Source organism: Psychrobacter sp. JCM 18901 (assembly GCF_000586435.1).
In the GTDB taxonomy this organism is placed as follows: Bacteria; Pseudomonadota; Gammaproteobacteria; order Pseudomonadales; family Moraxellaceae; genus Psychrobacter.
Map to the genome: position 1 here is coordinate 100,434 of NZ_BAWH01000001.1, position 25,093 is coordinate 125,526.

The window sequence follows — 25,093 nt, forward strand, 5'->3', positions numbered from 1 at the left end:
GTCTTATTAAACAAATATCTTATGAATCAAACCCTCAATAGCTAATCTCAACAAGTACAGAATATCTATGCACCTGGTTTTACACTGATGTCAGGGGCAGGGATATCCCAAATGTAGAACTTACCTTCTTCAACAAGTTTGATTTGTTGAGGAATGACAGTGTTGTTAGGGTATTGCCCTTCAAGACGACGTAGGCGCTCTAACGCATTAGCACGTCGGTCACTAAGTAGATCTGACTGTGCCAAGCTTTGTTCTGCTTCGGTGTACCCTAAAGCGACCGCACGATCTAGATACTTTTGACCTTCTTTGAAGCCGCCACCTTCTGATAGCATCATACCGTATAAGAAGTTAGCCTCACCACTATCAGGTTGCAGTTTGATAGCGCGATCGACATACTGACCACCACGTACCGTGTAGTCTGAACCCAAATCTAGATTACGACCCATACCGTTTAGCTTAGCGGCACGAAGCAACACATCATAAGAAGCATTTGGCGACTTAGCATAAGGTTCGATCCAATCCGCTAATACTTTGATTTTTTTCACGTGTGTAATGGCGCTGTGAGCGGTTAGGGAAGTTTGGTGGATAGTGGCGCGCGTTAGGGGATACATCAGCGATGAAGTCATCTAATAAGCTAACATCAAGCTTATCAGTACCTAGCCCTTTTTGTTGTGGAATCAGTACGGTTTTGACAAAGCTCATGTCTGAGAGCTGTACTTGCGGTGTAGGAATATTCGGAAGTTGTCCGCTACGCAAGTCGATACCGGTAGCTGTCATTGGACCAGGCTCATAAACGCGAGTAGTGCCGTTCATGACAGGTGCAGCAGCAGGCGACATCATTTGCGGTGTTTGAGGTTGAGCAGTATTAACAGATGCATTGTTTTGCAGAGTGCCGCTTAGTTGCATGTTAGTTGTTTGCGCATTAGTCGGCTGGCTGTTGCTCGCAGGTGTTGCTGGCAAGCTTGTTTGCGCGGCATTGGCTTGAGCAGGACTGATAGCTGCATTGGGGCGAGCAAGACGAATCACACGTTTGCTTGAGTCCATTGCACTAGGTACAGCTGTTGCAGTGGCATCAGTTTCTGCTGCATTCACGGGTGCAGATAACAGCATGGCACAGGTTGCAGCCATAACGGTCAATGTTGCAAACTTTGGTGACTTAATAGAGTGGCTACTAGAGAGAATCGCTTTCATAAAAATCGTTACCTTGTTTAATTTATTTGGTTGTTATTCATTGATTGGACGGTAATATAAATAGCGCATTGCTGGAAAATCGTACAAATTTTTAATACCGTAGCAAATTAAGCTTTACGCTATCTGTGGTAGGATTGTTAATCGCTAGAATTAAGCAAACCTACGTAAATCTGTGTAGACGTTGATGAGTAAGAAAGTCGACAACAGCAGCTAACAACAGTACCTGTAACCATAAGCTATAAATGATAAGCGGTATCTTTCATACGATTTGCCATCCATCGCATGGTCCGACGTACTGCCGGAGAAAGGGCAGCGCCGCCACTTGCAAGTGCTAGCTCGCGATGATGCAGCTCCTCTTTATCCATTTGTGCCAGTATTTCTTTTGAGCGCTGATCATGTTCAGGTAGCTGCTTGATATGATCCTGTAGATGCTCGCTGACCTGCGCTTCTGTCTCCGCTACAAACCCTAGACTAAACTCATTTGAGATCGCACCTGCTACCGCACCGAGTCCAAAAGACATACCGTACCAAAGCGGTGTAAATACGCTGGCATGGCTACCAAGTTCGCTTAGACGAGTCTCGCACCAGACCAAATGATCGACTTCTTCTTCGGCCGATTGTTGCATGGCTTGTTTGACACCATTATCTTTCGCGGCAAACGCTTGGCCATGGTATAGACCTTGCGCACATACTTCACCTGTATGATTAATACGCATAAGACCTGAGACGTGCCGAGCCTCTGTGATGGTCAGCTCAGGAATCTCATCGCTACTGACGGGCAACGGACGCGTGCTTGGATTAGAATGTGGCACGACAGCTCGTAATGCCTTATCGACCCCAAGTAACAACTGGTCAATTTTAGATAAAGGACGCAGGTCATAACTCACTCCTGATGGTGTTAAAAACTGTCAATAAAATAAAATGTATTACCGTTTAAACGCAACGGCATAATGCGTATTACTATAGCAAACAATCCAAATTATCGGCTCAAATATTACTGTCTAGGTAGCCCATAAATAATCTATAGATGGTTGGTAGACTGCTCTAGCTATAACAGCAACGAAGTCATCAGCGCAACGATTAGACTATTATATCTATGGAGCCAAACTTATTTACGGCGCTAACCGTATTTACGGCGCTAACCGTATTTACGGCGCTATACCATCGTTGGTTTGGATAACGGCATGCTTAATATGTTTATTGAGTTTGATGTATAAAAATGCACCAAACACTATATTCAATAGCCCTGTCACCAAAAATAACTGCGGTAGCGTAAACCCTAAAACGTTTAAGATAACAATCGCAAAAATCGCTGACGTAACCATAAATATCGCATTAAAAATGTTATTCGCACCGACAATACGCGCTCGATGACTCTTAGGTGCGTAGGCTTGCATAGAAGCATATAGCGGTACGATGTACAAACCACCACTAAATCCTAATAAGAATAAATCTGCAAATACCCGCCAGCTACCACTTATATTAAACAAATCACCGATGCCAAGTAATGTGTCATTATTCACATTTATATCTAAACCTGAAAGTGAAAAATACAAATCAATAGCAAAGATACTTAATCCAGCAATACCAAAAGGTAATAGACGCAAGCTGACTTTGTTTTTGGTCAATGTTTTGCACAGTACTGAACCGATTGACACCCCAACAGAAAATAATGTGAGTAAGAAAATAACGACTGACTCATCACCAAGCAAAATCACCTTGCTGAACTCTGGCACTTGGGTCAAAAATGTCGCCCCATAAAACCAAAACCAGCTGTTGCCAAGAATGATAAAGAATAAAAAAAGGCAAGGAGTATAAGTAACGGACAGTAGCTAAGCTAGTCGTAATAATATTCCAGTTAATCTTCAGGTCAGGCTGCATCGCTGGCATAGTAGGGATATAGCGTGCGGCTAAATATCCCAAAACAGCGACAACCAACACCGTGGCACTAATCCAATACAATGATTGTGATAGCTGAGTCAAAATACCAGCGACAATCATCCCGACCAAAATAGCCAGCGAAGTACCCATCTGAAAAAGGCCGTTGGCGCCGACCAGCTCATCTTCTTTCATCGCTTGCGGCAGATAAGCGTATTTAATCGGTCCAAAGAAAGTCGAATGTGTACCCATCAAAAACAACGCGACAAATAGCAGTGCATACCATTCAAAGACAAAGCCGACCGCAGCAACTGCCATAATGACCAGCTCAAGGAGTTTGATGAACTGCGTAAGCTTTGATTTTTCATACTTATCAGCAATCTGTCCTGCCAAAGCAGAAAACAAAAAGTAGGGCAGAATAAATAACATGGCGGCCAAGTTATTAAGGATGCTGACCTCTACGCCCAATTTACTGGCGGCAGTATAAGTGAGCACCAGTATGAGCGCCTGCTTAAAAATATTGTCATTGAATGCGCCCAAAAACTGGGTGAAAAACATAGCGCTAAAACGACGGCGCTTGAATAACTGAAACTGGTTGGACATGGACATTCCTACAGATAAATCGCGACTGATAGAGAAAAGAGCGGCGCTGAACGACAATTTTTTATGATAATAATCGTAAATTTTATTAAAAACTATATCAAGATATAGCATAGGTTTTATCAATATTAAGCCGTATAATAGCAAGGCTTCGGTGAAAATACATGCAGTCAATGCTATGATTCGATATTTAACTAAGTTATGATTTATAAATTTTATGTGATTGCGTTTTAGGGTATAAATAGTAGTGAAAACAAAGGCCACTACCCATCAATGCTATCTTTAAGCTAGTAGCCTTTTCTAAGCTAGTAGACCTATAAAGTATTAGGTATACAGTGCTAAAGCCGACACTATAGATAACCAGTCATAAAATTAAAGTAGTAAACCATTAATTCCAGATAACTGCTATAAGTTTATTCACCGGTCAGACTTGACGATCGTTATCGTTGATAAGATTGTGCCGCGTGAGCTGATAGGACGTAAAGATGATAAAGCAGCCTTCAACTCGAGCATGCAAGGGTCTAATGATGCAGCGTGACACAGCCATAATCCAAAACGATAGTAATAATCCAAGTACATATCCAGCAGCGCCGCGTAAAAATTTCAGACGCTCTGCACTGTGCACTGCGCTTGCGACCAGTTTGTTCGGTATGGCACCTGCGGCAATGGCAGATACCATCAATAATGTAAACGATACTGCTATCACCAACTCATCTGCTACTGACCAAACTGACGATACTCAGCTAGATATGGCTCTAGATGCGCTACGTCTAAAAAAAGCAGTAGAGCAAGGCATCATCGATCAGTCAGTATTGGACGACTATAGCGAACAGAGCTTGGGCATTAAGAAACCTAACTCGACAAAGTCAGGCTCTAAAAACTCGACGACGCAAAATGCCAATGCTCAAAACCTATCTTCTCAGAGCAGTAATTCACAAAATACAGTTTCTCAAAACAACTCTCAAGATCTAGAGAGTTTCCCTGACAGTCCAAGCACTTCATATAATCCAAATAACGCTCAATCAATCGCTTCTAATGATGACCTGTTGCAACAAGCAACCGAGATCCAGCAGCAGGGTTATCAAATGATGACCCCTGAGCAGATCGATCGTGAGCTAGCTGCAATGGATGCGCAGAATGCTCAAGATATTAATAGTATTAATACTAGCAATAACGACAGTGACTTTGATGCGCCAATCGCTACGTTAGATGACACAACATCGCCAATTGGTCTCGATGTAGAGCTAGATGCGACAAACTTGCCAGCGCCTAGCAATCTTGATACGTTGGGTAGAAATGAAACAACGCAAGAGCAGGCGAGTACAGCTGAAGGGATGTCACGTCCGATTGAGGTGAGTGGCGCTGTTAGCAATGAAGATGTCGTTAGTAATGAAGCTATTGTTAAGAATGAAAATGGTCTGACGACTGATGATAGTAGTGATGAGGTGATAGCTGGTACGAATGTGCCTGCCAATGTAGAAGGTACGACGACAGATATTATCAATCCGAATGACTATCTACCAGATTATCAGAATGATACTCAGGCCGTCGATCAAAGTATCGAACAAGCCAATAGACCACGGCCACGCGCGCGCAATAGAGGTAATATCGTGACGCGTCTGTACAATCGCTTTTTTAATGACGGTGGCGTGGTAGCTTTGCCAAATGTAGAAACCGCTATTTATCTAGAGCAAGTATCTGCTGAAGACTCTCCTAATGGTAAGGCTCAGCTGATTGAGGCTGATAATGATATTCAGCCAATGAAAAACATCAAAGCAGCACTAGATGATACTTCCGTTCAGTCGGTTATTGACTTTACTGCAGCATTGCCACGTTTGCGCGAAACAGCACAGAATGCTGCTAAAGCCGTTGGTTACTACGAGGTTGAGCTGCGTCTGACCCAACCTGATCGTGACACAGTTAATGTGGTGATTGAAGAGCTGGGCGAGCCGGTACTGGTAGATAGCCGTATTATTGAGATTCGCGGTGAGGGCAGTGAGCAAGAAGAGTTTGCAGCGCTTGAGGCAGACTTGCCGCCGCAAGAAGGTGATATTTTTAATCACCGTGTCTATAAGAGCAGTAAAGCGGCTTTAGAATCTTTGAGCAATACCTATGGCTATTTCGACCAGTACTGGCTGAACAAATCTGTTGATATCATCTTGCCTGATAACAAAGCGGATGTCTCGTTGGTTTACAACACAGGTGATCGTTACGAGTTTGACGATGTGGTGTTTTTTACTTACGACAAAGAAACCAATACGCTGACCCAAGATCCTGACAAGTTACCAGTAGAGCTTTCATTATTGCAACAGCTCTATGGCTTTACGCCGGGCGAGCCGTTTTATCGTCCAGCAGTTACGAAGTTTAGTAACGACTTATCGGCAACTCGATACTTTAATACGGTCAACGTCGAGTCGATACTACCACCAACTGATAGTAGTGAAGCTGGTACCTTGGCGTTTGACAATGCTGCTACCGAGGGTAACGACACATTAGATGACGATATTAACAATGTAGACAATGATGGCGCAGCTGCCTCAAATGTGACTGCTAGCAAAGAAAATACGGTCAATGATAATAGTGATATAGGTGCAGAGAGCGATAATGCTCTGAGTGCTAACAGCGGCGAGACGGTCAATGAAGCGGATATCGCTGCTATTGATTTTGAAGCTGATGAAGCCACCCTTGATAAGCTGCAAGCCATCAGACAAAAAGCAGAACGACTAAGCCGCTTGCCGAATGACCGTGTGCTCGATGAAAAAGATCAGGAAGCTGATAATCTATTGGGCAAAATTAGTGATTCAATCAGCAATGTCGCACAAAAGATATTCCCTGATGAGAAGAGTCTGATCACTGACGAAAACTTTGTACCGCCAACGCTGGCAGGACGTAAAACGCCGCAAGACGTTGCAGAAAGCAAAAAAGTACCTTTATATGTGTTTGTATACGCGGATAAACCACGTGATGCTCAAGTTGGTCTGGGTTATGGAACAGATACAGGCGTTCGCGCCACCGCAAAAATAGACTATAACTTGCTCAATCGCCAAGGCTACCAAGCAGGTGCAGAAACAGAAGTGTCGAGAATCAGCAAAAACGTGGCTGTGTATGCCAGTCGACCATGGAATCATCCGCTCAATGATAAGCTAGATGCACGTCTTACTTATGAAGAAGAAGTGATTGACCAAGGGGAAGGTAATTTCGATCTGTCGACCACAACGCTAAAAGCGGCCTTGGCACGTAATATCCGTAGTGACACTGGCTGGAACCGTAGCTACTCTGTGCGTTACCGCTTGGATGAGCTTGAGACGGGGGTTGACGGTGCAGCGCTAGATGATCTGCCTATCCGCTTTACCTCTTCAAGTCCGAAACAGCGCGCGCTGCTATTTGGCTATGGTATGAATAAAACAGATACTGATAACGCTACCAATCCAACGCAAGGTATGCGCCAGTACTACTCAATCGAGGCTGGCACTGATAGCGCATTCAGTGATACCGATATGGCGATTATTCGTGCAGGTGTTAGTGGTATCTATAGCTTTGGCGAAGACAAAAAACATCAAGTATTAGGTAGTGCCAATGCCGGTTATATCTGGGCGGATGATTTTTACGATGTGCCTTATAAGTTGCGTTTCTTTGCAGGTGGCGATCAGAGTATCCGCGGTTATGACTACGAGAGCTTGTCACCATTAGACAAAGGCTATCTAACGGGCGGGCAGGTGCTAGCGGTCGGTAGTGCTGAGTATAACTATGAATTTAAACCAGGTTTCCGTGGCGCATTCTTTACTGATGTCGGTAATGCTTATGACAAAGATTTTGATACTGAGACAAAAGTCGGCGTTGGTGTCGGTATCCGCTGGGCATCGCCTGTAGGAATGGTGCGCGTCGATGTGGCTGCTGGCGTGACAGAGGAAAGCATTCCTGTACGACTGCACTTCTTTATTGGGTCACCGTTATAATCGCTTAATGTAGTAGTTCCAAATGTTTAGTAGCTCCAAATGTTCTAATCATCACTTATCGTACCGATTGCTGGTCTTCATTTTTTAACGTAGTTGAGTGTCATGCTGACAGAAAATACCCCGCCTAATAATGCTCCAGATGAAGATCCAGCACAGCGTGATGCCCGTGCCGTTAGGCGTTGGTATCCGTTGTCATTTCTGCTCAAACTGCTGGTATTGGTGCTTATCGTACTGGCGATTATGTTTGCCATATTTTTTTATGCGGCTGGTACGGACGCTGGTACGAAGCTTATATTAGAAAAAAATTAGTGTTGAAACAGGTATTGATTTCAAATATGGACGCGGTAACTTGCGCGATGGTATTTGGGTCACTGATATCGATATTGAAGCGACTGAAGATCTTGAGATATTAGTAGATAAAGCCTATGTAAAAATAGGCTGGCGTGCAGTATTTGCAAAAGAAGTGCATTTAAGCGATGCAGATATTCAAACTATAGAGATTATCAATAAAAAACCGCCGACTGGCGAACCGTTTGATTATAAAACTTTAAAGTTGCCAGTAAACTTGCGTTTTGATCAAGCAAAAATTAAGAAAATCACTTATAAGCAAGTAACCAAAGATCCTATCGTTATTCAAGATATTACGGCGCGTGACCTGACGTGGGTAGGTAGCACGGTGACTGTTGGTCGTGGTGACCTGCAGTATGCTGATATCGTGAAAGTCAGTGCCTTACAAGGAGAAATCGACCTACAGGGTGACTATCCACTAGATTTGAGTGCGATTGCGGAAGTCAGCGCCCTTGAAAAAGCCTATATCGACCCATTGAATATCTCTGCAACGGGAACGCTTAAACGTACTGTCGGTAAAGTACGTAGTCGTTATAACGATAGCGATGTGAGAGGCGACTTTGTAGTGCAGGGGCTAGATGCAGGTGCGCCGTTTGATGCAAAACTACAGTGGGATGATATTCTTATCCCTTACGCCGATAGTCAAAACATTCGTCTACAAAGCGGTACAGCTACAGCTTCTGGTGTCATCTCTGAGATACGATTGCGTATCAACACTGAATTGACGGCCAAAGACATTCCATCAGGTCATTACCAAGGCCGAGCCGTTATTGCCAACAGTCAGCTACGTATAGATCGCCTAGATGCTGACGTGCCAGCGGGACGTTTGGCATTGCAAGGTATTCTAGATTGGAAAGACAGCTTTGAGGCCACGGTGCGTGCGACAGGCAGTAATTTTAATATTCGCCAAGCTATTCCGGCTGAGTATGCTGACTTCAAAGCTTATGCACCGCAAACCCTTAACGGTAGGCTGTCATTGCGTTATCAGCAGCAGAATCCTACTGGTAACACGCAGATTGATGCAGATTTGCGTCAGCGTGATGGTGAGCACATCAATGCCAATATGATCCGTGGTAAAACTTCTGCTAAATCTAAGCAGGTTGCGCCTTGGTATATTGATGCTAACTGGAAAAACTTAACCCGCCGTAACGTACCCAATATTGGCAATATCGACAGTCCTAGTGGGCAGGCGGACGTCATCGTTCGAGGTTCGACCCTATCAGTCGATGCCAATGCCGTCATCAATGAGCTCAATGCTGCCCCCAAAGGCAACTATGATCTACGTATACGTAAGGCTGGTGATGTCATAGATATCAATCGTCTTAATTATAACGGCATCGTAGGAGACTTATCCGGCACAGGACAGATTCAGTTGGCGAGCAAACAGCGTCCACTGACATGGCAGATTGACGCCAGTACAAAAGGTTTACTCCCTAAGAAATATCGTAGCGATTTACCGCTTGAACGCCTAACAGGTAGTATAAGTGCGCGTGGTCGACTGCTAAATATCACTAAAAATGGTGTTAGCGGTCAACGTCATGTGATTACTTTAAACAATACCGATATGCAAGCGCAGCTCGATGCGACACAAGCAGATCGTGCTATCGGTATTACTGGTGCTGGTGATGCCAGTGTCGATATTGTAGGTGGCGAGCTGTCGGTGTTCGATGCGCGTTTTGATGGTCGGATTGATACAGCAGATGTACCACAAGGTCGTCTATCTATCGATGCTGCGGGTACGCCAAAGCTGATTAGTATTCGTAAGCTGAACTATAAAAGTGAAGCGGGCGCAGTTGATGCGAAAGGTGTTATCGACTTACGTAAAAATATCGGCTGGAATATAGATGGTCGTTTTGACCAGTTCAACTTGGGTTATTTTTTACCCAATAATCCAGCGATAATCACAGGCGATCTAAAGACCAGTGGCGAATGGCAAAATGCGCCAAAAAACAGCAAAAACACCGCAGGCACATTGCAGCGCTTTGCCGTAAATTTCAACGGCATATTGGATGCCGAGCAATTGCCAGCAGGTAAGCTAAATATAGAAGCCAGTGGTGACAGTCAGTTGATCCGTATCAACGTTTCCGTCATGTGGGTGCGGCAGGTAGTATCGATGCCAGCGGTACCGTTGATGTGCGTCAAGGCGTTGCATGGGATATCAACGCGGTGATGGATCGTTTTAACATTGGCTACTTCCTAAAAGATACTCCAAGCCTTATCACTGGTACGATTGATACAGATGGCCGCTGGAGTGACACGCAGCAGATTGTCAATATTAAACAAGTTAATCTAAATGGCATGCTAAAAGGGCAGCAACTGAGTGCCAAAGGCAGCCTATCAGCGAAAATGCGTTTGCCTAAAGATTTAGCAAGTTACTTCAAGCAACTTCAGACCCAAGATGCCCAAGCACAGTATAAGCAAGTAAATGCTTTGATTGATAGCTTAAACGCTAATAACCTTGTACTGCGTTGGGGTGACAATTATGTCACCGCTAACGGCAACGCTAAGCAGCTACAAACTAAAATTAATATCACCAGTCTAGATCAGCTGTCTAGCCAACTGGCTGGTAAAGTCACTGGCGGTGCCACGCTGTCTCAACCATCTGGTCAAGCACTGCCTACTATTTATATTGATTTGGTCGGTGAGCGACTTGCGCTACCTGGCTTTATATTGCGTCAAGGCCGTGTACGCGGCAAACTGGTCAACTTGGCCAATAGCCCAAGTCAGTTAATCGTGACGGCTGAAGGCCTAGATGCTGCTGGTCAAAGTTTCGATAGTGTTAAAGCGTCCTTTAATGGTACCGAAAAGTCTCATGTGGTCGATCTCAATGTGGCCAATAAGCAACTCGATGTCGGCGCTAGGCTAAAAGGTGGTTTTGATCGAGATAGGCTAAGCTGGTCAGGTGTCATTGGGAAAGGCCGCATTAAATCTAAATATGCGACTTTGAATCAATTGCAACCTGCACAGCTGATTGTGAATTTACCTTACAACCAAGGTGGTGAGAATCGTGATCTAAAAGTACAGCTTGCCGCTCACTGCTGGCAGGCCACGGATCAAACAGGCAAACTTTGTCTACGAGAAAAACTAGTGGCATCGCCAGACCAAGGTGAAGTCAATTTAGCGTTGCAGAATTTAGACACGTCGTTATTCTCAGTGTTCTTGCCAGAAGATATTGACTGGAATGGCAAGATTAATGGTAAAGCAATCGTTGGGTGGCAACGTGGTCGTCCGCCAACCATTAATACCACGCTATACTCAGACAATGGCAAGATAGGCCTTGTTCAAGATGGTGAGAGCACATCAATGACCTTGCCATACAAACGTGTCTCTCTCATTGCTCTGTCTGTGCCTGAGGGTATCAAGCTGCGTACTGATATCAATACTGGACGCGGTGCGCGTGGCTATGCTGAAGTGATCGTCGATCCTTATAAAGACCCTAAACCAATTTCTGGTGCCTTGGTGCTGAACGAGCTTGATCTTGCGATATTTAAGCCTTTCTTCCCTGGTATGCGCGTCCTAAGAGGTAACGTTACAATGGCGGGTGCTAGGCGGCACCTTAACCAAACCACAGTTCTATGGCGACGTAAAACTCTCTGACGGCCGTATAGCTATGCTTGATTTGCCCGTGAATCTATCCAAAGTAAATGCGGTAGCCAAAATCCGCGGCACACAAGCGACTATTGATGGCACATTCAATAGTGGTACAGGTGAAGGCGAATTGTCAGGGACAGTCAACTGGCAGCAAAAATTGCAAGCCAAGTTGAGTATCGTCGGTGAAGGCCTAGTCATTACCCAGCCGCCATTACTGGTTGCTGAAATTGATCCTGATATTGATATTATCGTGCGCCCAGGCGACCGTTATGTTGATATAAAAGGGGCGATCAGTGTGCCGTCTGCGACCATTCGTCCGCCTGAAGCCAGCGAAGATATTATCACTCAGACTGAAGATGCAGTCGTATTAGATCGTCGTTTGATTGGTAATATCGATGAAGTACTGGCTATCTCAAAACCTTGGTCAATCAATGCTGATATCGGTGTTGATTTGGGTGATGATATCAACTTCCGTGGTTTTGGCGCAGTTATTCCATTGGCAGGTGCAATTAATGTGACTCAGAATGGCACAGGTATCATGCGTGCCAGAGGTGTTGTACAGGTCTCACGCCGTACTAATATCAATGCCTTTGGACAGAACCTAGAGCTAAATTATGGTCAAGTTCGTTTTAATGGCGACGTGATGAAACCGAGCTTGAGTATTGAAGCGGCCAAAACAATTAATGGCAAAACAGTTGGTCTGCGTGTTAAAGGAACGACCGAAAGCCCCAATATTATCGTCTTTAACAATGCAGGACTGACCCAGCAGCAAGCAATGAACGCGTTGGTGACAGGCCGCATCGATAATAAGAGCGCGACGCAAATTAGTGAGCAAGGGTTCAAATCGCAAGTGACCAATAATCTGGCTGCTGCTGGACTGAGCTTTGGTCTGAGTGGTACTCGTAGCCTGACCAATCAAATCGGACAGGCGTTCGGTTTGCAGAGTTTGACAGTCGATGCTTCAGGTAGTAGCGAGGACACCAATGTCAACGTCACAGGTTATGTGACCCCTGATTTGTACATTCGCTATGGCGTAGGTGTTTTCAATGCGCAAAACAGCCTTTCTGTTCGTTATCAATTGACACGCCGTATCTATGTAGAAGCAAGCTCAGCAGCGGAAAACGCAGTAGATGTGGTCTATAGTTGGCAGTTCTAAATTGTTTATTAGGGCATGTCCTCAATTCAATCGATAGTTATCTAAATGGGTTAAAAATGGCTAAATCTTGCCAAACAGCGTCAAATAGCTGACTAATATCTCGATATTATCTGCGCTATTTTCCTTGTTTGACTGCGATTTATCTCATTTTCATCACCATTTTTAAAATGAAGACACGCCTTAGTAAGACAACTGCTTTCTAGTTGATATCAACTGAGAGCGCTTTTGAAATTATTTTTAAGTTTTATAGCATGTAAAAAAAACGCCTCATAATGAAGGCGTTTTTTATAGAAGTATTGAACAAGGTGTCACTGAAATAGACGTTACTTGGTTAGAATCAAGCGATTGTTGCGAGTTAGGCGTAGTCGATACTCTTCGCCTTCATGCTCGATACGTACCTCTTTAGTCAGTGCAAATAGATGTTGTGATTGCAAAGTAGGTAAACGGTTTTCACGACAGTTTAAATAACGAGAGATGACCATGCTCATAGTAAATTCCTTTTGAAAAAAAGTGGCTTAAAAAAATTGGCTAACCATAGCGTAATTGTTTTTAACGATAATAATTATCATTAGATTTGATAAATTTGCAAGGCAATTGATAAAATAAAATGCAGTTATTATGTAAATTTATCTAAGTTCACTGACATAAATCATCTCGATTGAATATTTTATCTATATAAATTAATGAGTTAGGTAATAAATTTCAATAAATCATCTAGTCTATAAAAACTATTAAATTATCAGAAATAATCAGAGCAAACACTAAAATAAAGGATATAAGTATGTCGAATAGGTCAAATCAACAATCAGAAACCAAGCCGGAAAGTAAGACAAATAGTAAGGCGAAAACTGACAAACCCAGCATTGTAAATGTTGCAGTGGCTGTCATTCATTATAAAGACCAGTATTTGCTTGGGTTTCGAGATGCTACTCAACATCAGGGAAATCGTTACGAGTTCGTCGGTGGAAAGATAGAAGCAGATGAGTCAGCAGCGCAAGCGTTGATAAGAGAGGTAGCTGAAGAGACAGGTATCCTGCTTGATAATAATACTGTCGTTAAGCTTGGGCGTTTGCATCATGATTATGGCGATAAGCAGGTCAGCTTACAGGTTTATAAGATTGAGCTGACAGCAGAGCAGTACGAGCAGCATAGACACCGTGAACAGGGTTTGGAAGGGCAGGCATTAACTTGGGTAAGCAAATTACAGCTTTTGGCAGGAGCGTATCATTTGCCTGCTGCTAATAAGACAATCCTTGAATGGTTGAAACTTCCATCGAATATAGCGATTACTTATCCTCTGGCACACTTCAACACACACACTGATGCAGCGGCAGCATGGCTACAATATCATCAAGAAAATCTAGCATCAGAGTCGTGGGTATATATCCGCTTGAAGGACGCAAGATCTAAGCATCTTGCTGAACAACTGATAACGGCACGTCCAGATATTTTAGCGATTTTACCTAATGATAATGAGCAGCCTTTGAATGTTGAGGAATCACTAACCGCTAATGAGACAGAGATTGGCCAGCGAATAGTTGCCAAGCATCTGACACAAACGACACTGATGCAGTGTTTCGATGAGGTAGGCAGTTCTACAGCTCTCACGCAGTCGTTATCTAAAGACCATCCGCTTATCGTCAGCTGCCATGACATTGCGAGCATAACGGCAGCCAATCAACTTGCCAGCATGCGCATACTACAGAAGCTACCACCAGTGATCGGTGCTTTTGTATCGCCTGTGCTCGCTACCCAAACGCATCCTGATGACGCACCGCTTGGCTGGGAAGCATGGTCAGCATTAGCAGAGTTAGCTGATATGCCTATCATTGGGTTAGGCGGTCTGGAGCCTGCTATGCTCAATCAAGCATTGCAGTATGGCGGTATCGGTGTGGCAGGTATCCGTCAGTTTATATAATCTGCATATTTCAAGAAAGCTACAGGCAATCTATGGTGTCATATAGCTGAATGTGACCCGCATTAGACTTCCGTATTAAGCTTAGTAAGTTCAAATAACTGATTTTTAACTTAGTTATCCAGCAAGTAACTGTGTGGTTATGATGTGTTCAAACAACACTCAAACCCCATAGTTATTTACAAACCGTTGCGTTTTCCTACATTGCACTACTGTTTTAATAGTCCAGTTATCCTTAATATATATTGCATATCTACGATACGTTGATCTTATTTCTTTAGACAAGTGACTAACCAAAAGTAATGTTCAAAATACAATAATAAAAAAGCTTTTGTAGAGTCAAGTTTTGCACGAATAATTTATACCAAAGCAAATGGCTTTTAGAAAACGAGACCAAATAGATGCCGTACATACAGCGTTTTTAACAATCACTATTTAAGAATGGTACTCCTATGAAACCAATAAGTTACCTGAGTCAGCATGGACTGATTCACAGGCAGCTGGTTCTCAACTTCAGCAGCCTAAGCAATCTAAGCAATCGCTCAATGACAATGAATATGGCGATGATACGCAACAGACAAAACAAGCTAGTAACGATGCTAGCTATAATCACGACAGCTCGAATGGCGAATATTCGCACCATCTGGCAAAAGACACGTCTTCGCAAGACAGCTATTTTGGATACAAAAGCGCCGACAAAAGCCCTAGGGCAAAAGAGTCAGCTATGAGTAACAACGAGATAAGCAAAGATCTAAAAAATAGCAATGAGGACAATGATGACGTGGCTAGAGGCTACAAATCATCTGGCTATAAGTCATCGCAAAATAAGCAGCCACGAAAGCTAAATGAAGATGAGCCATTAATGTCGGGACTGTTAGAGGATCAAATAGATAATCTAAACAATGGTTCTGAACACGCCATCGACGCTGAGCAAATGAGTAATGCATCAACAAACAATTCATCTTATAAAGAAATACCGGAGCGCATATTTATGAATGGACTGATCAAACATACAGGCATTGCCTTAGCAATTATTATACCGTTAGCAGCGTTCTCAGCCTATGCGGCCACGCCGCCAGTAAACATCGCAACTAATAACACGGCAGCTAATGGCATGTCTGATGATGCGATGAGCGAGAAGACCACGACTGATGTGCTATCGGTTAAGCCAAGCGATATTATTCATAAATCTGCAAGCACGCCAACTACTGTAGATAGTGTAGATCTGAACACCTATGCAGGTACTTGGTATGAAATCGGCCGTTTGCCGATGTATTTCCAGCGTAAATGTGCTGGTGATGTGACCGCCAATTATGCTCAAAAAGATGACGGCTCAGGAATCACGGTTACTAATAAGTGTGTGAGCGAGGACGGTTCAAGTATCGTGGCAGAGGGTTTGGCTAAGCCAGTCGATGAAAGTGGCAGTAAACTAAAGGTGACATTTTTACCAAAGTGGATTCGTTGGATTCCAGTCGGCCGTGCTGACTATTGGGTACTGGCACGTGATGCGGAGTATAAAACTGCGCTAGTAGGAACGCCTGACAAAAAATACTTATGCTACTAGCACGTTCGCCAAATATCAGTCAGGAAACGTATACTAAATATCGTCAAATTGCTCAGCAGCAAGGTTATGACTTAAAAGAGTTTACATTGACGTCGCAGAGCAACCAAACGGTAAGTCTAGCACCATAAGCGTTATAACTAAGTCTACTGCTCTAACTAATTAAGCCCTATAGCGATTATTATTTTATTACGTCTCGAATAAGGCAGCATATATAGCTGCCTTTGTTTTTATTACTAGTTATATATAAGAACTATATAAGAGAATGAAACCTATTATGCACGCTAGCTAATCGGTTACTACTGGCAAAATGAGGCGTTTTAGGCTAAAATCTAGGCGATTCAAATACTCTAGCGTCAATAACCCATATTGATAGTGGTTGATTATCATATTAGAGTCGCCATTTAGAGCATACACGACCTATCTATTTTACACTTCTTCATATTTTATTGATCATACATTACTGACCATAAGGATGTTTCTCGTGAGCAACGCTGATACCTTACGCCAATTACATCAAGACCACTTGAACAACTACAACAATCAAGAGCAACAAGCGATTGAGCTTATGGGGCTACTAAATAAGCTCTATAACAAGCAAGACGTACAAGTGACTTTGTTTGGCGAAACGCTAGACTCTACCTCAGTTGGTCAAATACTTGCTTTACATCAAAAAGTAGCACTACGCGACCATGGCGCCAAAGCTATCGATATTGCTGATACTCTAGCGATGGTAGAAGTTATTTCAGAAAATGCTGATATCCAAGCCACTCGTATCGATGTTGGTCAATTGATTGCTAATGATACTGACTTACAAACCGCTCTACAGTCTATCAACAACGCTGGTGCTGTAAACGGCGCCACGGACGTTGTACTTTACGGTTTTGGCCGTATCGGTCGTATCTTGACTCGTCTGTTATTGTCACAAGCGTCAAGCGCGAAAGGTCTACAACTAAAAGCGATCGTTGTACGTCCAGCCGCTGCTGGTGATTTGGCTAAGCGTATCTCATTGCTTGAGCGTGACTCAATCCATGGTAGATTTTTAGGCGGCATCAGCATTGATGATGATAATAACGGCATGATCGTTAACGGTCGTTTTGTACAAGTTATCTATGCAAAAGACCCAAGCGAAATCGACTATACTGCTTATGGTATCGACAATGCTCTTGTTATCGATAACACAGGTATCTGGAAAGACGAAGCAGGCCTTGGTAAGCACTTACAGTCTACTGGTGTGAAAAAAAGTGTTGCTAACAGCACCTGCTGGCGGCGATATCAAAAACGTCGTTTATGGCGTGAACAATGATACCGTTGGTGATGATACGATCGTTAGTGCTGCTAGCTGTACGACCAATGCGATTACGCCAACGCTGAATGTATTGAATGATGAGTACGGTATTGTAAATGGTCATGTAGAGACTATTCACTCATTTACCAATGATCAGAACTTGGTTGATAATTATCATAAAGCAGACCGCCGTGGTCGTAGTGCTGTGATGAACATGGTTATCACCAGTACTGGTGCTGCAAAAGCTGTTGGTAAAGCATTGCCAGAATTAAATGGTAAGCTAACGGGTAACGCTATTCGTGTACCAACACCAAACGTCAGCTTAGCAATCTTGAATGTGAATCTGAAAACTGCTCCAGCAAGCGCTGATGCGTTGAATGAGTTCTTGCGTAAAATGGCTAACAGCAGCACTTGGCAGTCGCAGATTGCTTATACAGATTCTACAGAAGCGGTATCAACGGATTTCGTTGGTACGACTCATGTTGGTATTATCGATGCTCAAGCTACTATTTTGACTGACAACCAAGCTATCGTATATGTTTGGTATGACAACGAAGTAGGTTATAGTACTCAGGTATTGCGTTTGGCGACGCAAATGGCCGGAATCAGCTACGCTCAGATTCCAGCATAGATTACCAAATACAGTAGAGCAATAACGTCATACCAAGTATAGTAGCGCTATCGTGTCATAAAAATGGCGCTGCAGTAGATGCTACTTTAAATAGCTTGGTAGGACTTTAACTGTCATACTTAAACACCCGATAGTCCGATTGATTATCGGGTGTTATTGTCATAATGGGCACTAAGTAAAAGTAGACTTTATACAGTGCTTATTTTGACGCAACAACATAGCAAAACCCCAAAATACAACCGTTGGTTGTAACCAGTTTATAGACTGGATTGTGAATTAAGGAACGTAAGATGCGATTTATTGATGAAGCCGTCGTAACGGTAAAAGCAGGTGACGGTGGTAACGGAATCGCCAGTTTTCGCCGAGAGAAGTATGTCCCACGTGGTGGACCTGATGGTGGTGATGGCGGCAAGGGCGGAGATGTATATGTCATTGCAGAAGACAACACCAACACCCTAGTTGACTATCGTTATACGCGTCGTCATGACGCCATGCGTGCTGAGAACGGCCATAGTAGAAACTGCTCAGGTAAAGGGTCTGATGATCTTTATTTACCAGTACCAGTTGGTACGACGGTAGTTGATACCGAAACAGACGAAGTATTGGGCGATTTGATTGAAATTGGCCAGACACTACTGATTGCCAAAGGTGGTGATGGTGGTCTGGGTAATACCCATTTCAAAAGCTCGACCAACCAAGCGCCGCGTAAAGCGACGTCAGGTTTTGAAGGCGAGCTAAAAGTTCTTAAGTTTGAGCTAAAAGTAGTGGCTGATGTTGGTTTGATTGGTTTGCCGAATGCTGGTAAATCGACCTTTATTCGTCAAGTCTCTGCTGCTAGACCAAAAGTGGCTGATTATCCGTTTACCACGCTAGTACCAAACTTGGGTGTGGTCGATATTGGTCGTCATCGTTCATTTGTAATGGCAGATATTCCTGGTCTTATTGAAGGTGCATCAGAAGGTGCCGGACTTGGTATTCGCTTCTTAAAACATGTTGCGCGTACGCGTCGTCTGCTACACTTAGTTGATGTCAAGCCTGTTGATGGCAGCGACCCAGTTGAGAATGCTCGTGTTATTTTAAATGAGCTTGAGCGTTTTTCTCCTGAATTGGCTAATTTGCCGCAGATTTTGGTATTAAACAAAATCGATCAAGTCAATGATGAAGATTTGAACGCGCTTTGTACTCATATCGTCGCAGAGCTTGGTTGGACTGGTATGGTCTTCCGTACGGCAACACTAACTGGTGAAGGCGTTGATGCGGTCAAATATCATCTAATGAATGATATCGAACTTGAGCGTGAGCGTGAAATAGAAGATCCTATCTTCGCTGAAGCACAAAAAGAACGTTTCGAGCGTTTAGAAGCTGAAGTACGTCTTAACACTGAAGCACAGCGTGAAGCATATCGTGCGGCTCGTAAAGCAGCACGTGAAGGCTTGGATGCGTCTGATTTTGACGACGATGATGACGATGGCGTTGAGGTAATGTACGTTCCTTAAGCTAGTATGCTTGAGCAGTTATATTTGAATTGTGAATTTAATCCCTACAATCAATTGATATGAAAAAAAGGAGTTTATATGGCAGATGACATAGCAAACACGATGGAAGAAGCAAGATTTGTTAAGCAAACTCGCAACTTTGATATTCAGCGCGTTATTGTCAAAATTGGTTCATCACTATTAACCAATAACGGTCGAGGGCTGGATCGTACTGCCATATATGAGTGGGCAAAGCAGATTGCTAAGCTGCACAAAAAAAAGGCGTTGAGGTACTGCTAGTATCATCAGGTGCTGTTGCTGAAGGTGTGGTACGTATGAACCTTGAGGAACGCCCTAAAAAACTAGCAGCACTACAAGCCTGTGCTTCTATTGGTCAAATGGGGTTGATTGAAACATGGTGGTCAGCTTTGATTCAGCATGGTATTCAAAGCTCGCAGCTACTGCTAACTCATGATGACTTGTCTAATCGTAGTCGTTATCTCAATACGACGGGTGCGCTGACCCAGTTATTAGAATGGCGCGTACTACCTGTTATCAACGAAAACGATACCATCACGATTGATGAGATTAAATTCGGTGATAACGATACCTTGGGTGCGATGGCAGCCGCAATGGTTAATGCTGATTTGTACATCATCTTAACCGACCAAGAAGGTGTCTTCACTGATAACCCACGTGATAATCCTGATGCCAAGATGATTCGCCAAGAACGTGCAATGGCGGATTATTTATTTGATATTGCAGGAGATGGCGGTAAGCTTGGACGCGGCGGTATGTTGACCAAAATCCGTGCTGGACGCCTTGCTGCTATGGGTGGCTGTCCTACCGTTATCGTCAGCGGTGCTATCGATGACGTTATCACCCGTGTGGTTTCAGGCGAAGCGGTAGGTACATTGCTGACGACTAATGACGAAGATAAAATCATCGCGCGTAAACAGTGGCTAGCTGCGCATCTACGTATGTCAGGTAGCTTGGTCGTCGATGCAGGTGCTGCAAGAGCATTGACTGAGCACAATAGAAGTTTATTGCCAGTGGGTGTTGTGGAAGTGCAGGGCGGTTTTGATGAAGGTGATGTGGTAGAAATCATTCATCAAGATACTGGCGAACGCATAGCCGTTGGGCAGGTAAACTTCTCATCGAATGATGCGCGCCGCGTCGCTCGTGAGCGTACCGAACAGTTCGATAAGATCTTTGGCAGTAGCGAAGAACGTGTGGTCATGGTACATCGCGACAATCTTGCATTAACTGTATAGCGCTTTTATATAACCTTTTTTTTATTCAACTTATTTTATCCAGCACAATATCCATTTATAAATATTGATATTGTGCTGTTTTGGAGATTTGTACATGAGTGCTTCAGACGGTAGTAACTCGGTTCAGCAACAGTTTGCACCTTTAAAAAAATGATAGATTGCTACGTGCATTACGTTTTGAGCCCATTGATACCACACCGGTATGGATGATGCGTCAAGCTGGTCGTTATCTGCCAGAATATAAGGCCACTCGTGCTGAAGCGGGTGACTTTATGAGTCTGTGCAAAGATACAGACCGCGCTACTGAAGTGACTCTACAGCCATTGCGCCGTTATGATTTAGATGCTGCTATTTTGTTTAGTGATATTCTAACTATCCCTGATGCGATGGGATTGGGCCTATATTTCGAAACAGGTGAAGGCCCTAAATTTAAACATCCCATTCGTGAGCAGGCTGATCTTGATAGATTACCAGTGCTTGAGCCAAACGACTCTCTAGATTATGTAATGCGTGCCGTAACCAGCATTCGTAAAGCATTGAATGGTCAAGTTCCATTATTCGGTTTTTCTGGCAGTCCGTGGACATTGGCTACTTATATGATAGAAGGCGGTAGCTCGAAAGATTATCGTTATACCAAAGGCTTTTTGTATAGTAACCCTGATTTTCTACATCAGTTATTAGACAAGCTTGCGACGTCAGTTATTGACTATTTAGATGCCCAAATCGTTGCTGGCGCTCAAATTGTACAGATATTCGATAGTTGGGGCGGGGCGTTAGGCCATCGTCAATTTATCGAATTCTCACATATTTATAATAAACGTATTGTCGCTGAACTAAAAGAACGTCATCCACAAGTACCTGTAGTGCTATTCACTAAAGGTGGTGGGTTATGGCTTGATATTCAGGCTGACAGCGAAGCGGACGTGTTAGGTTTAGATTGGACGATGCCGATTGATCGTGCGCGTCAAGTACTGACTAAGAGTCAGCGTCAATTGACTAAGAAGCATAAAAAAATTGCAAAGCAGCAAAGCTATCCAAGGTAACTTAGATCCAGCGACGTTATATGGTTCGCCTGCGACTATCCGTTCTGAAGTGAACGCCATGCTTGACCGTGCTTACGCTGACGGTGAAAAGACTGGTTACATAGCAAACTTAGGTCACGGTATCACCCAATGGGTTAACCCTGACAATGCCAAAGTGTTTGTGGATGCAGTACACGACTATAAAATTTAAGAGTCAGAATATTTAGAGAGTGATTCTGTCTTTGTTCTGTATTTGTGGAATTGAAAGATTTGTAGAACTGCATGAGTTACAAGCAAATATAGAATCTATCAGTGCATATTTAGTATTTACCAAGAAAAGGGTGTTTTATGATTTCAGCAGCGATCGTCGGTGGTACAGGCTATACGGGTATTGAGCTCATTCGCTTATTATCTGCTCATCCTGAGGTTTCTATTGATTTATTAACTTCTCGTAGCGAAGCTGGCACTCGTGCTGATGAAATCTTCCCAAGCTTACGCGGTGTGTCTGACATCGTTTTTAGTGACTTGGGTGATAATACGCTTGCTGCATTGCAAAAATGTGATGTTGTATTTTTTTGCGACGCCGCATGGTGTTGCAATGAAGCAAGCTGAAGCGCTTACACAAGCTGGGGTTAAGGTCATCGATTTGGCTGCTGATTTTCGTTTGCAGTCACTGACTGACTTTGAGCACTGGTACAAACAGTCACATGCTTGTCCTGAACTGTTGAAAACAGCAGTCTACGGTCTACCAGAAATCAATCGTGACAAGCTTGCGAATGCGTTACTAGTAGGCAATCCAGGCTGTTATCCAACCACTGCGATTTTGGGTCTAAAACCAATTATCGAAGCCCAGAATAAACAAGCAGAGCGTTTGATCGAGTCTCGTATCGTTATCGATGCAAAATCTGGTGTGTCTGGTGCAGGTCGGCAAGCATCACTTGCACTCAATTATGCTGAGACAACAGATAGCTTTAAAGCTTATAGCGTCGAAGGCCATCGTCATTTACCAGAAATTGAGCAGGGTGTTGCACAGTTATTAGACAGTCAGTTTACACACCGTATTCGCTTTTTGCCGCATTTGGTACCGATGATTCGGGGCATGCTAAGCTCTATTCATATGGAGCTTACCGATGCTGGCGCTGCTATCGATTGGCAGCAAGCGTTTGAAAATAGCTATGCGTCAGAGTTGTTTGTTGATGTCATGCCAAAAGGGCTTTATCCAGATACGCGCAGTGTTCGTGCTAGTAACCGTTTACGTATTGCGGTACATCAGGACAATGAGCGCGCTGAGCTAACAGTTATCGTCGTTCAAGATAACTTAGTCAAAGGTGCTGCTGGGCAGGCTGTGCAAAACATGAATGTGATGTTCGGTTTTGATGAGTCAATGGGGCTGAACTTTGCACCGATTGTTCCTTAATATCAACGACTTCATATTCCAATCATTCACATTTGCGGTGCTAGGTATTGATTATAAATTCGGCTATAATGACTTGCCCTTACCCTTAAGAGATACTGTCTAAATGCGTGTTCAGCTCGTACTACGCTTTTGCTCACAGCCAGCACGTCTATCGTGCAAAGACTCGGTTATACCTAGCTTGGAGCGCAAACAGCATTCCTTTAGAAATAATAATGTCCCTATAAGTGGTATTGCTAGCTCACAACGCGGCGCTTCTACATTGGTATTGGCACTGTTTGTAGTGGCAGTATTAGTGACAGCGGTGGTTGGACTGGTATTCGGTCATAAGCTTGGCTACCAACGTGGCTCCATTCGATGGAAACAGAAGCTAAGCAAGCAATCATCGATAGCACTGAAGCGACACAAGCACTAGAAGATTTGCGCCTTAGCAATAAGATAGCTACTAACCAAGCGGCAACTGCCAAACAAGAACTGGCTATCAGTTTGGCTAATTTAAAAGAACTGCGTGAAAGCCAGCAAGAACTAACAGTAGAAAATAAACAAGTGTCACAGCTCAATGAGCTATATTCAGATGTCATCCGTGAGAAAGGTGGTATGCCTTTACAGGTATTAGGTGCCAAAATTTCGCCATTACCTGAAAATGCTTTTGAGTATGGTTTTGATATTGGGATGCTAAGTAGCGATGGTCAAGCCAAACGCTTAAGGCCTGTATTGACGCTACTTAACAATGATGACCTTGTAGAAGTACCACTTGATCCTGCATACCATATGATCGAAGGTATCGTTCGGATACGTGGTCGCTTTGTAATGCCATCAGGCTTTAGACCATTGCAAGCAAAACTGACTTTGCAAGCTGGTGGTCAGAAAGTAGAGCAATTGTATGACTGGAAGCTCGGTGATAGTGTGGATAACATGCTACCATCGCTCCTAGATTTACCAGAAGTTGATGAAAGTCCTATCGTACCTTAATTACCTCATATTTTAATGAAATACTCAGTGACGATGCTGTGGTTGAAATCAAAGCACAATGACCTTAATTAGTGGTTGTGCTTTATACCATGCCTTATCGCCTGCCTTAACATTCTCTATCTTAAACTTACCTTATAATTATATTTTGATTATGATGAAAAAAATGATATCACAAGCCACGCCAACGGTTGCTGATTGGCACTTTCCCAATATGCCTGCTCATCGTGCACAAGACGGTGATACCGATGGCGAAACGTCACCGCAAGCAGATGTATTGGTCGCAGAGCCTGAAGTAGCCAAACCGCCCATGTATGCGGTCGTTATGTACAATGACACTACACGCCGATGGAGTTTGTTGTATACATATTGCAGTCAGAATTTCGTCATAGTATGGATTCTGCAGTTGAGATTATGCTGACCATTCATAATAGCAGCAAAGGCATTGCTGGCATTTATCCCAAAGATATCGCCGAGACTAAGGCCAAAAAAAGTAAATAGTCTGGCACATCGTGAAGGCTATCCCTTATTAACCCAAATCGAACCGCATCAAGGCGAGTAGAGCAATTTATTAGTTTCTTGTACTGATATATGGCTCTATTAAAGTTTTACCTACTGTTCCTTATTTCTAAGTAATCCTTCTCAAAGCTCACCTTTATAGTGAGCTTTTTCGATTTTTCAGTCATTCCCCTTATATACAAGTAGAATCTTTTAAAATAGATTTATTATCCATAGAGTCTTGATTTCTATAGCGAATAACCCTATCTATTAAACAGCCTATTCAATAGTCTTAGACTAAGTATCTCAGTTAAACTTGCTAAAAC

The 25,093-nt window shown here is 43.4% G+C and carries 11 protein-coding genes and 7 pseudogenes; 13 read left to right on the plus strand and 5 right to left on the minus strand.

Annotation, left to right across the window (positions count from 1 at the left end; all coding sequences use genetic code 11):
* Positions 1-65: 65 nt before the first annotated feature.
* The 4 genes and pseudogenes from TT11_RS16765 to TT11_RS00525 form a co-directional block, all read right to left on the minus strand.
* Positions 66-545 carry a tetratricopeptide repeat protein gene (locus TT11_RS16765; RefSeq protein ID WP_370587724.1) on the minus strand — a complete coding sequence of 160 codons (480 nt, stop codon included), beginning with the start codon at positions 543-545 and terminating at the stop codon, positions 66-68.
* On the minus strand, positions 499-1,191 hold the full coding sequence (locus tag TT11_RS16770; protein WP_370587725.1) for a hypothetical protein: 693 nt from the start codon (positions 1,189-1,191) through the stop codon (positions 499-501). Before TT11_RS16770 ends, TT11_RS16765 begins: the two co-directional genes overlap by 47 nt.
* A 236-nt stretch (positions 1,192-1,427) precedes the next feature.
* Positions 1,428-2,066 (minus strand): 2-polyprenyl-3-methyl-6-methoxy-1,4-benzoquinone monooxygenase, encoded by a 639-nt coding sequence (gene coq7 / locus TT11_RS00520; protein WP_261868973.1) that lies wholly within the window; start codon positions 2,064-2,066, stop codon positions 1,428-1,430.
* Positions 2,067-2,339: 273 nt separating this feature from the next.
* Positions 2,340-3,672: pseudogene (locus TT11_RS00525) on the minus strand (MFS transporter).
* A gap of 524 nt (positions 3,673-4,196) precedes the next feature.
* On the opposite strand from TT11_RS00525, the gene TT11_RS00530 reads away from it, so the two are divergent.
* On the plus strand, positions 4,197-7,625 hold the full coding sequence (locus TT11_RS00530) for an autotransporter assembly complex family protein (RefSeq protein ID WP_261868738.1): 3,429 nt from the start codon (positions 4,197-4,199) through the stop codon (positions 7,623-7,625).
* Between the two features lie 102 nt (positions 7,626-7,727).
* Positions 7,728-12,720 (plus strand): annotated as a pseudogene (locus TT11_RS16775) (translocation/assembly module TamB domain-containing protein).
* Positions 12,721-13,043: 323 nt separating this feature from the next.
* Here the strand turns inward: TT11_RS16775 and hemP are convergent.
* Positions 13,044-13,202 (minus strand): hemin uptake protein HemP, encoded by a 159-nt coding sequence (hemP, locus tag TT11_RS00555; RefSeq protein ID WP_227672156.1) that lies wholly within the window; start codon positions 13,200-13,202, stop codon positions 13,044-13,046.
* Between the two features lie 299 nt (positions 13,203-13,501).
* Here hemP and TT11_RS00560 point away from each other — a divergent pair, with 299 nt between their 5' ends.
* From TT11_RS00560 to TT11_RS16780, 11 genes and pseudogenes are all read left to right on the plus strand, one after another.
* On the plus strand, positions 13,502-14,638 hold the full coding sequence (locus tag TT11_RS00560; RefSeq protein WP_261868743.1) for an NUDIX domain-containing protein: 1,137 nt from the start codon (positions 13,502-13,504) through the stop codon (positions 14,636-14,638).
* A 1,267-nt stretch (positions 14,639-15,905) separates the two neighbouring features.
* Positions 15,906-16,327, plus strand: a pseudogene (locus tag TT11_RS00565) (lipocalin family protein).
* Between the two features lie 344 nt (positions 16,328-16,671).
* Positions 16,672-18,115: pseudogene (locus TT11_RS00570) on the plus strand (glyceraldehyde-3-phosphate dehydrogenase).
* 290 nt (positions 18,116-18,405) lie between these two features.
* The gene (gene cgtA / locus TT11_RS00575; RefSeq protein ID WP_057759175.1) at positions 18,406-19,611 is read left to right on the plus strand and encodes an Obg family GTPase CgtA; all 1,206 of its coding nucleotides are present in this window, start codon (positions 18,406-18,408) and stop codon (positions 19,609-19,611) included.
* A gap of 78 nt (positions 19,612-19,689) precedes the next feature.
* Positions 19,690-20,864: pseudogene (gene proB / locus TT11_RS00580) on the plus strand (glutamate 5-kinase).
* A gap of 158 nt (positions 20,865-21,022) precedes the next feature.
* Positions 21,023-22,097, plus strand: a pseudogene (gene hemE / locus TT11_RS00585) (uroporphyrinogen decarboxylase).
* A gap of 137 nt (positions 22,098-22,234) precedes the next feature.
* Positions 22,235-23,303, plus strand: a pseudogene (argC, locus tag TT11_RS00590) (N-acetyl-gamma-glutamyl-phosphate reductase).
* A 103-nt stretch (positions 23,304-23,406) separates the two neighbouring features.
* Complete coding sequence (locus TT11_RS00595) at positions 23,407-23,715, plus strand: hypothetical protein (RefSeq protein ID WP_261868744.1); 309 nt, start codon at positions 23,407-23,409, stop codon at positions 23,713-23,715.
* Entirely contained in the window at positions 23,658-24,272 is a 615-nt protein-coding gene (locus TT11_RS00600; RefSeq protein WP_261868745.1) for a hypothetical protein, read from the plus strand. Before TT11_RS00595 ends, TT11_RS00600 begins: the two co-directional genes overlap by 58 nt.
* Before the next feature lie 58 nt (positions 24,273-24,330).
* Positions 24,331-24,690 (plus strand): hypothetical protein, encoded by a 360-nt coding sequence (locus TT11_RS00605; protein WP_370587726.1) that lies wholly within the window; start codon positions 24,331-24,333, stop codon positions 24,688-24,690.
* Positions 24,663-24,770: an ATP-dependent Clp protease adaptor ClpS gene (locus TT11_RS16780; protein ID WP_370587727.1), complete on the plus strand. Its 108-nt coding sequence runs from the start codon at positions 24,663-24,665 to the stop codon at positions 24,768-24,770. The genes TT11_RS00605 and TT11_RS16780 overlap by 28 nt, the downstream gene beginning before the upstream one ends.
* Positions 24,771-25,093 lie beyond the last annotated feature (323 nt).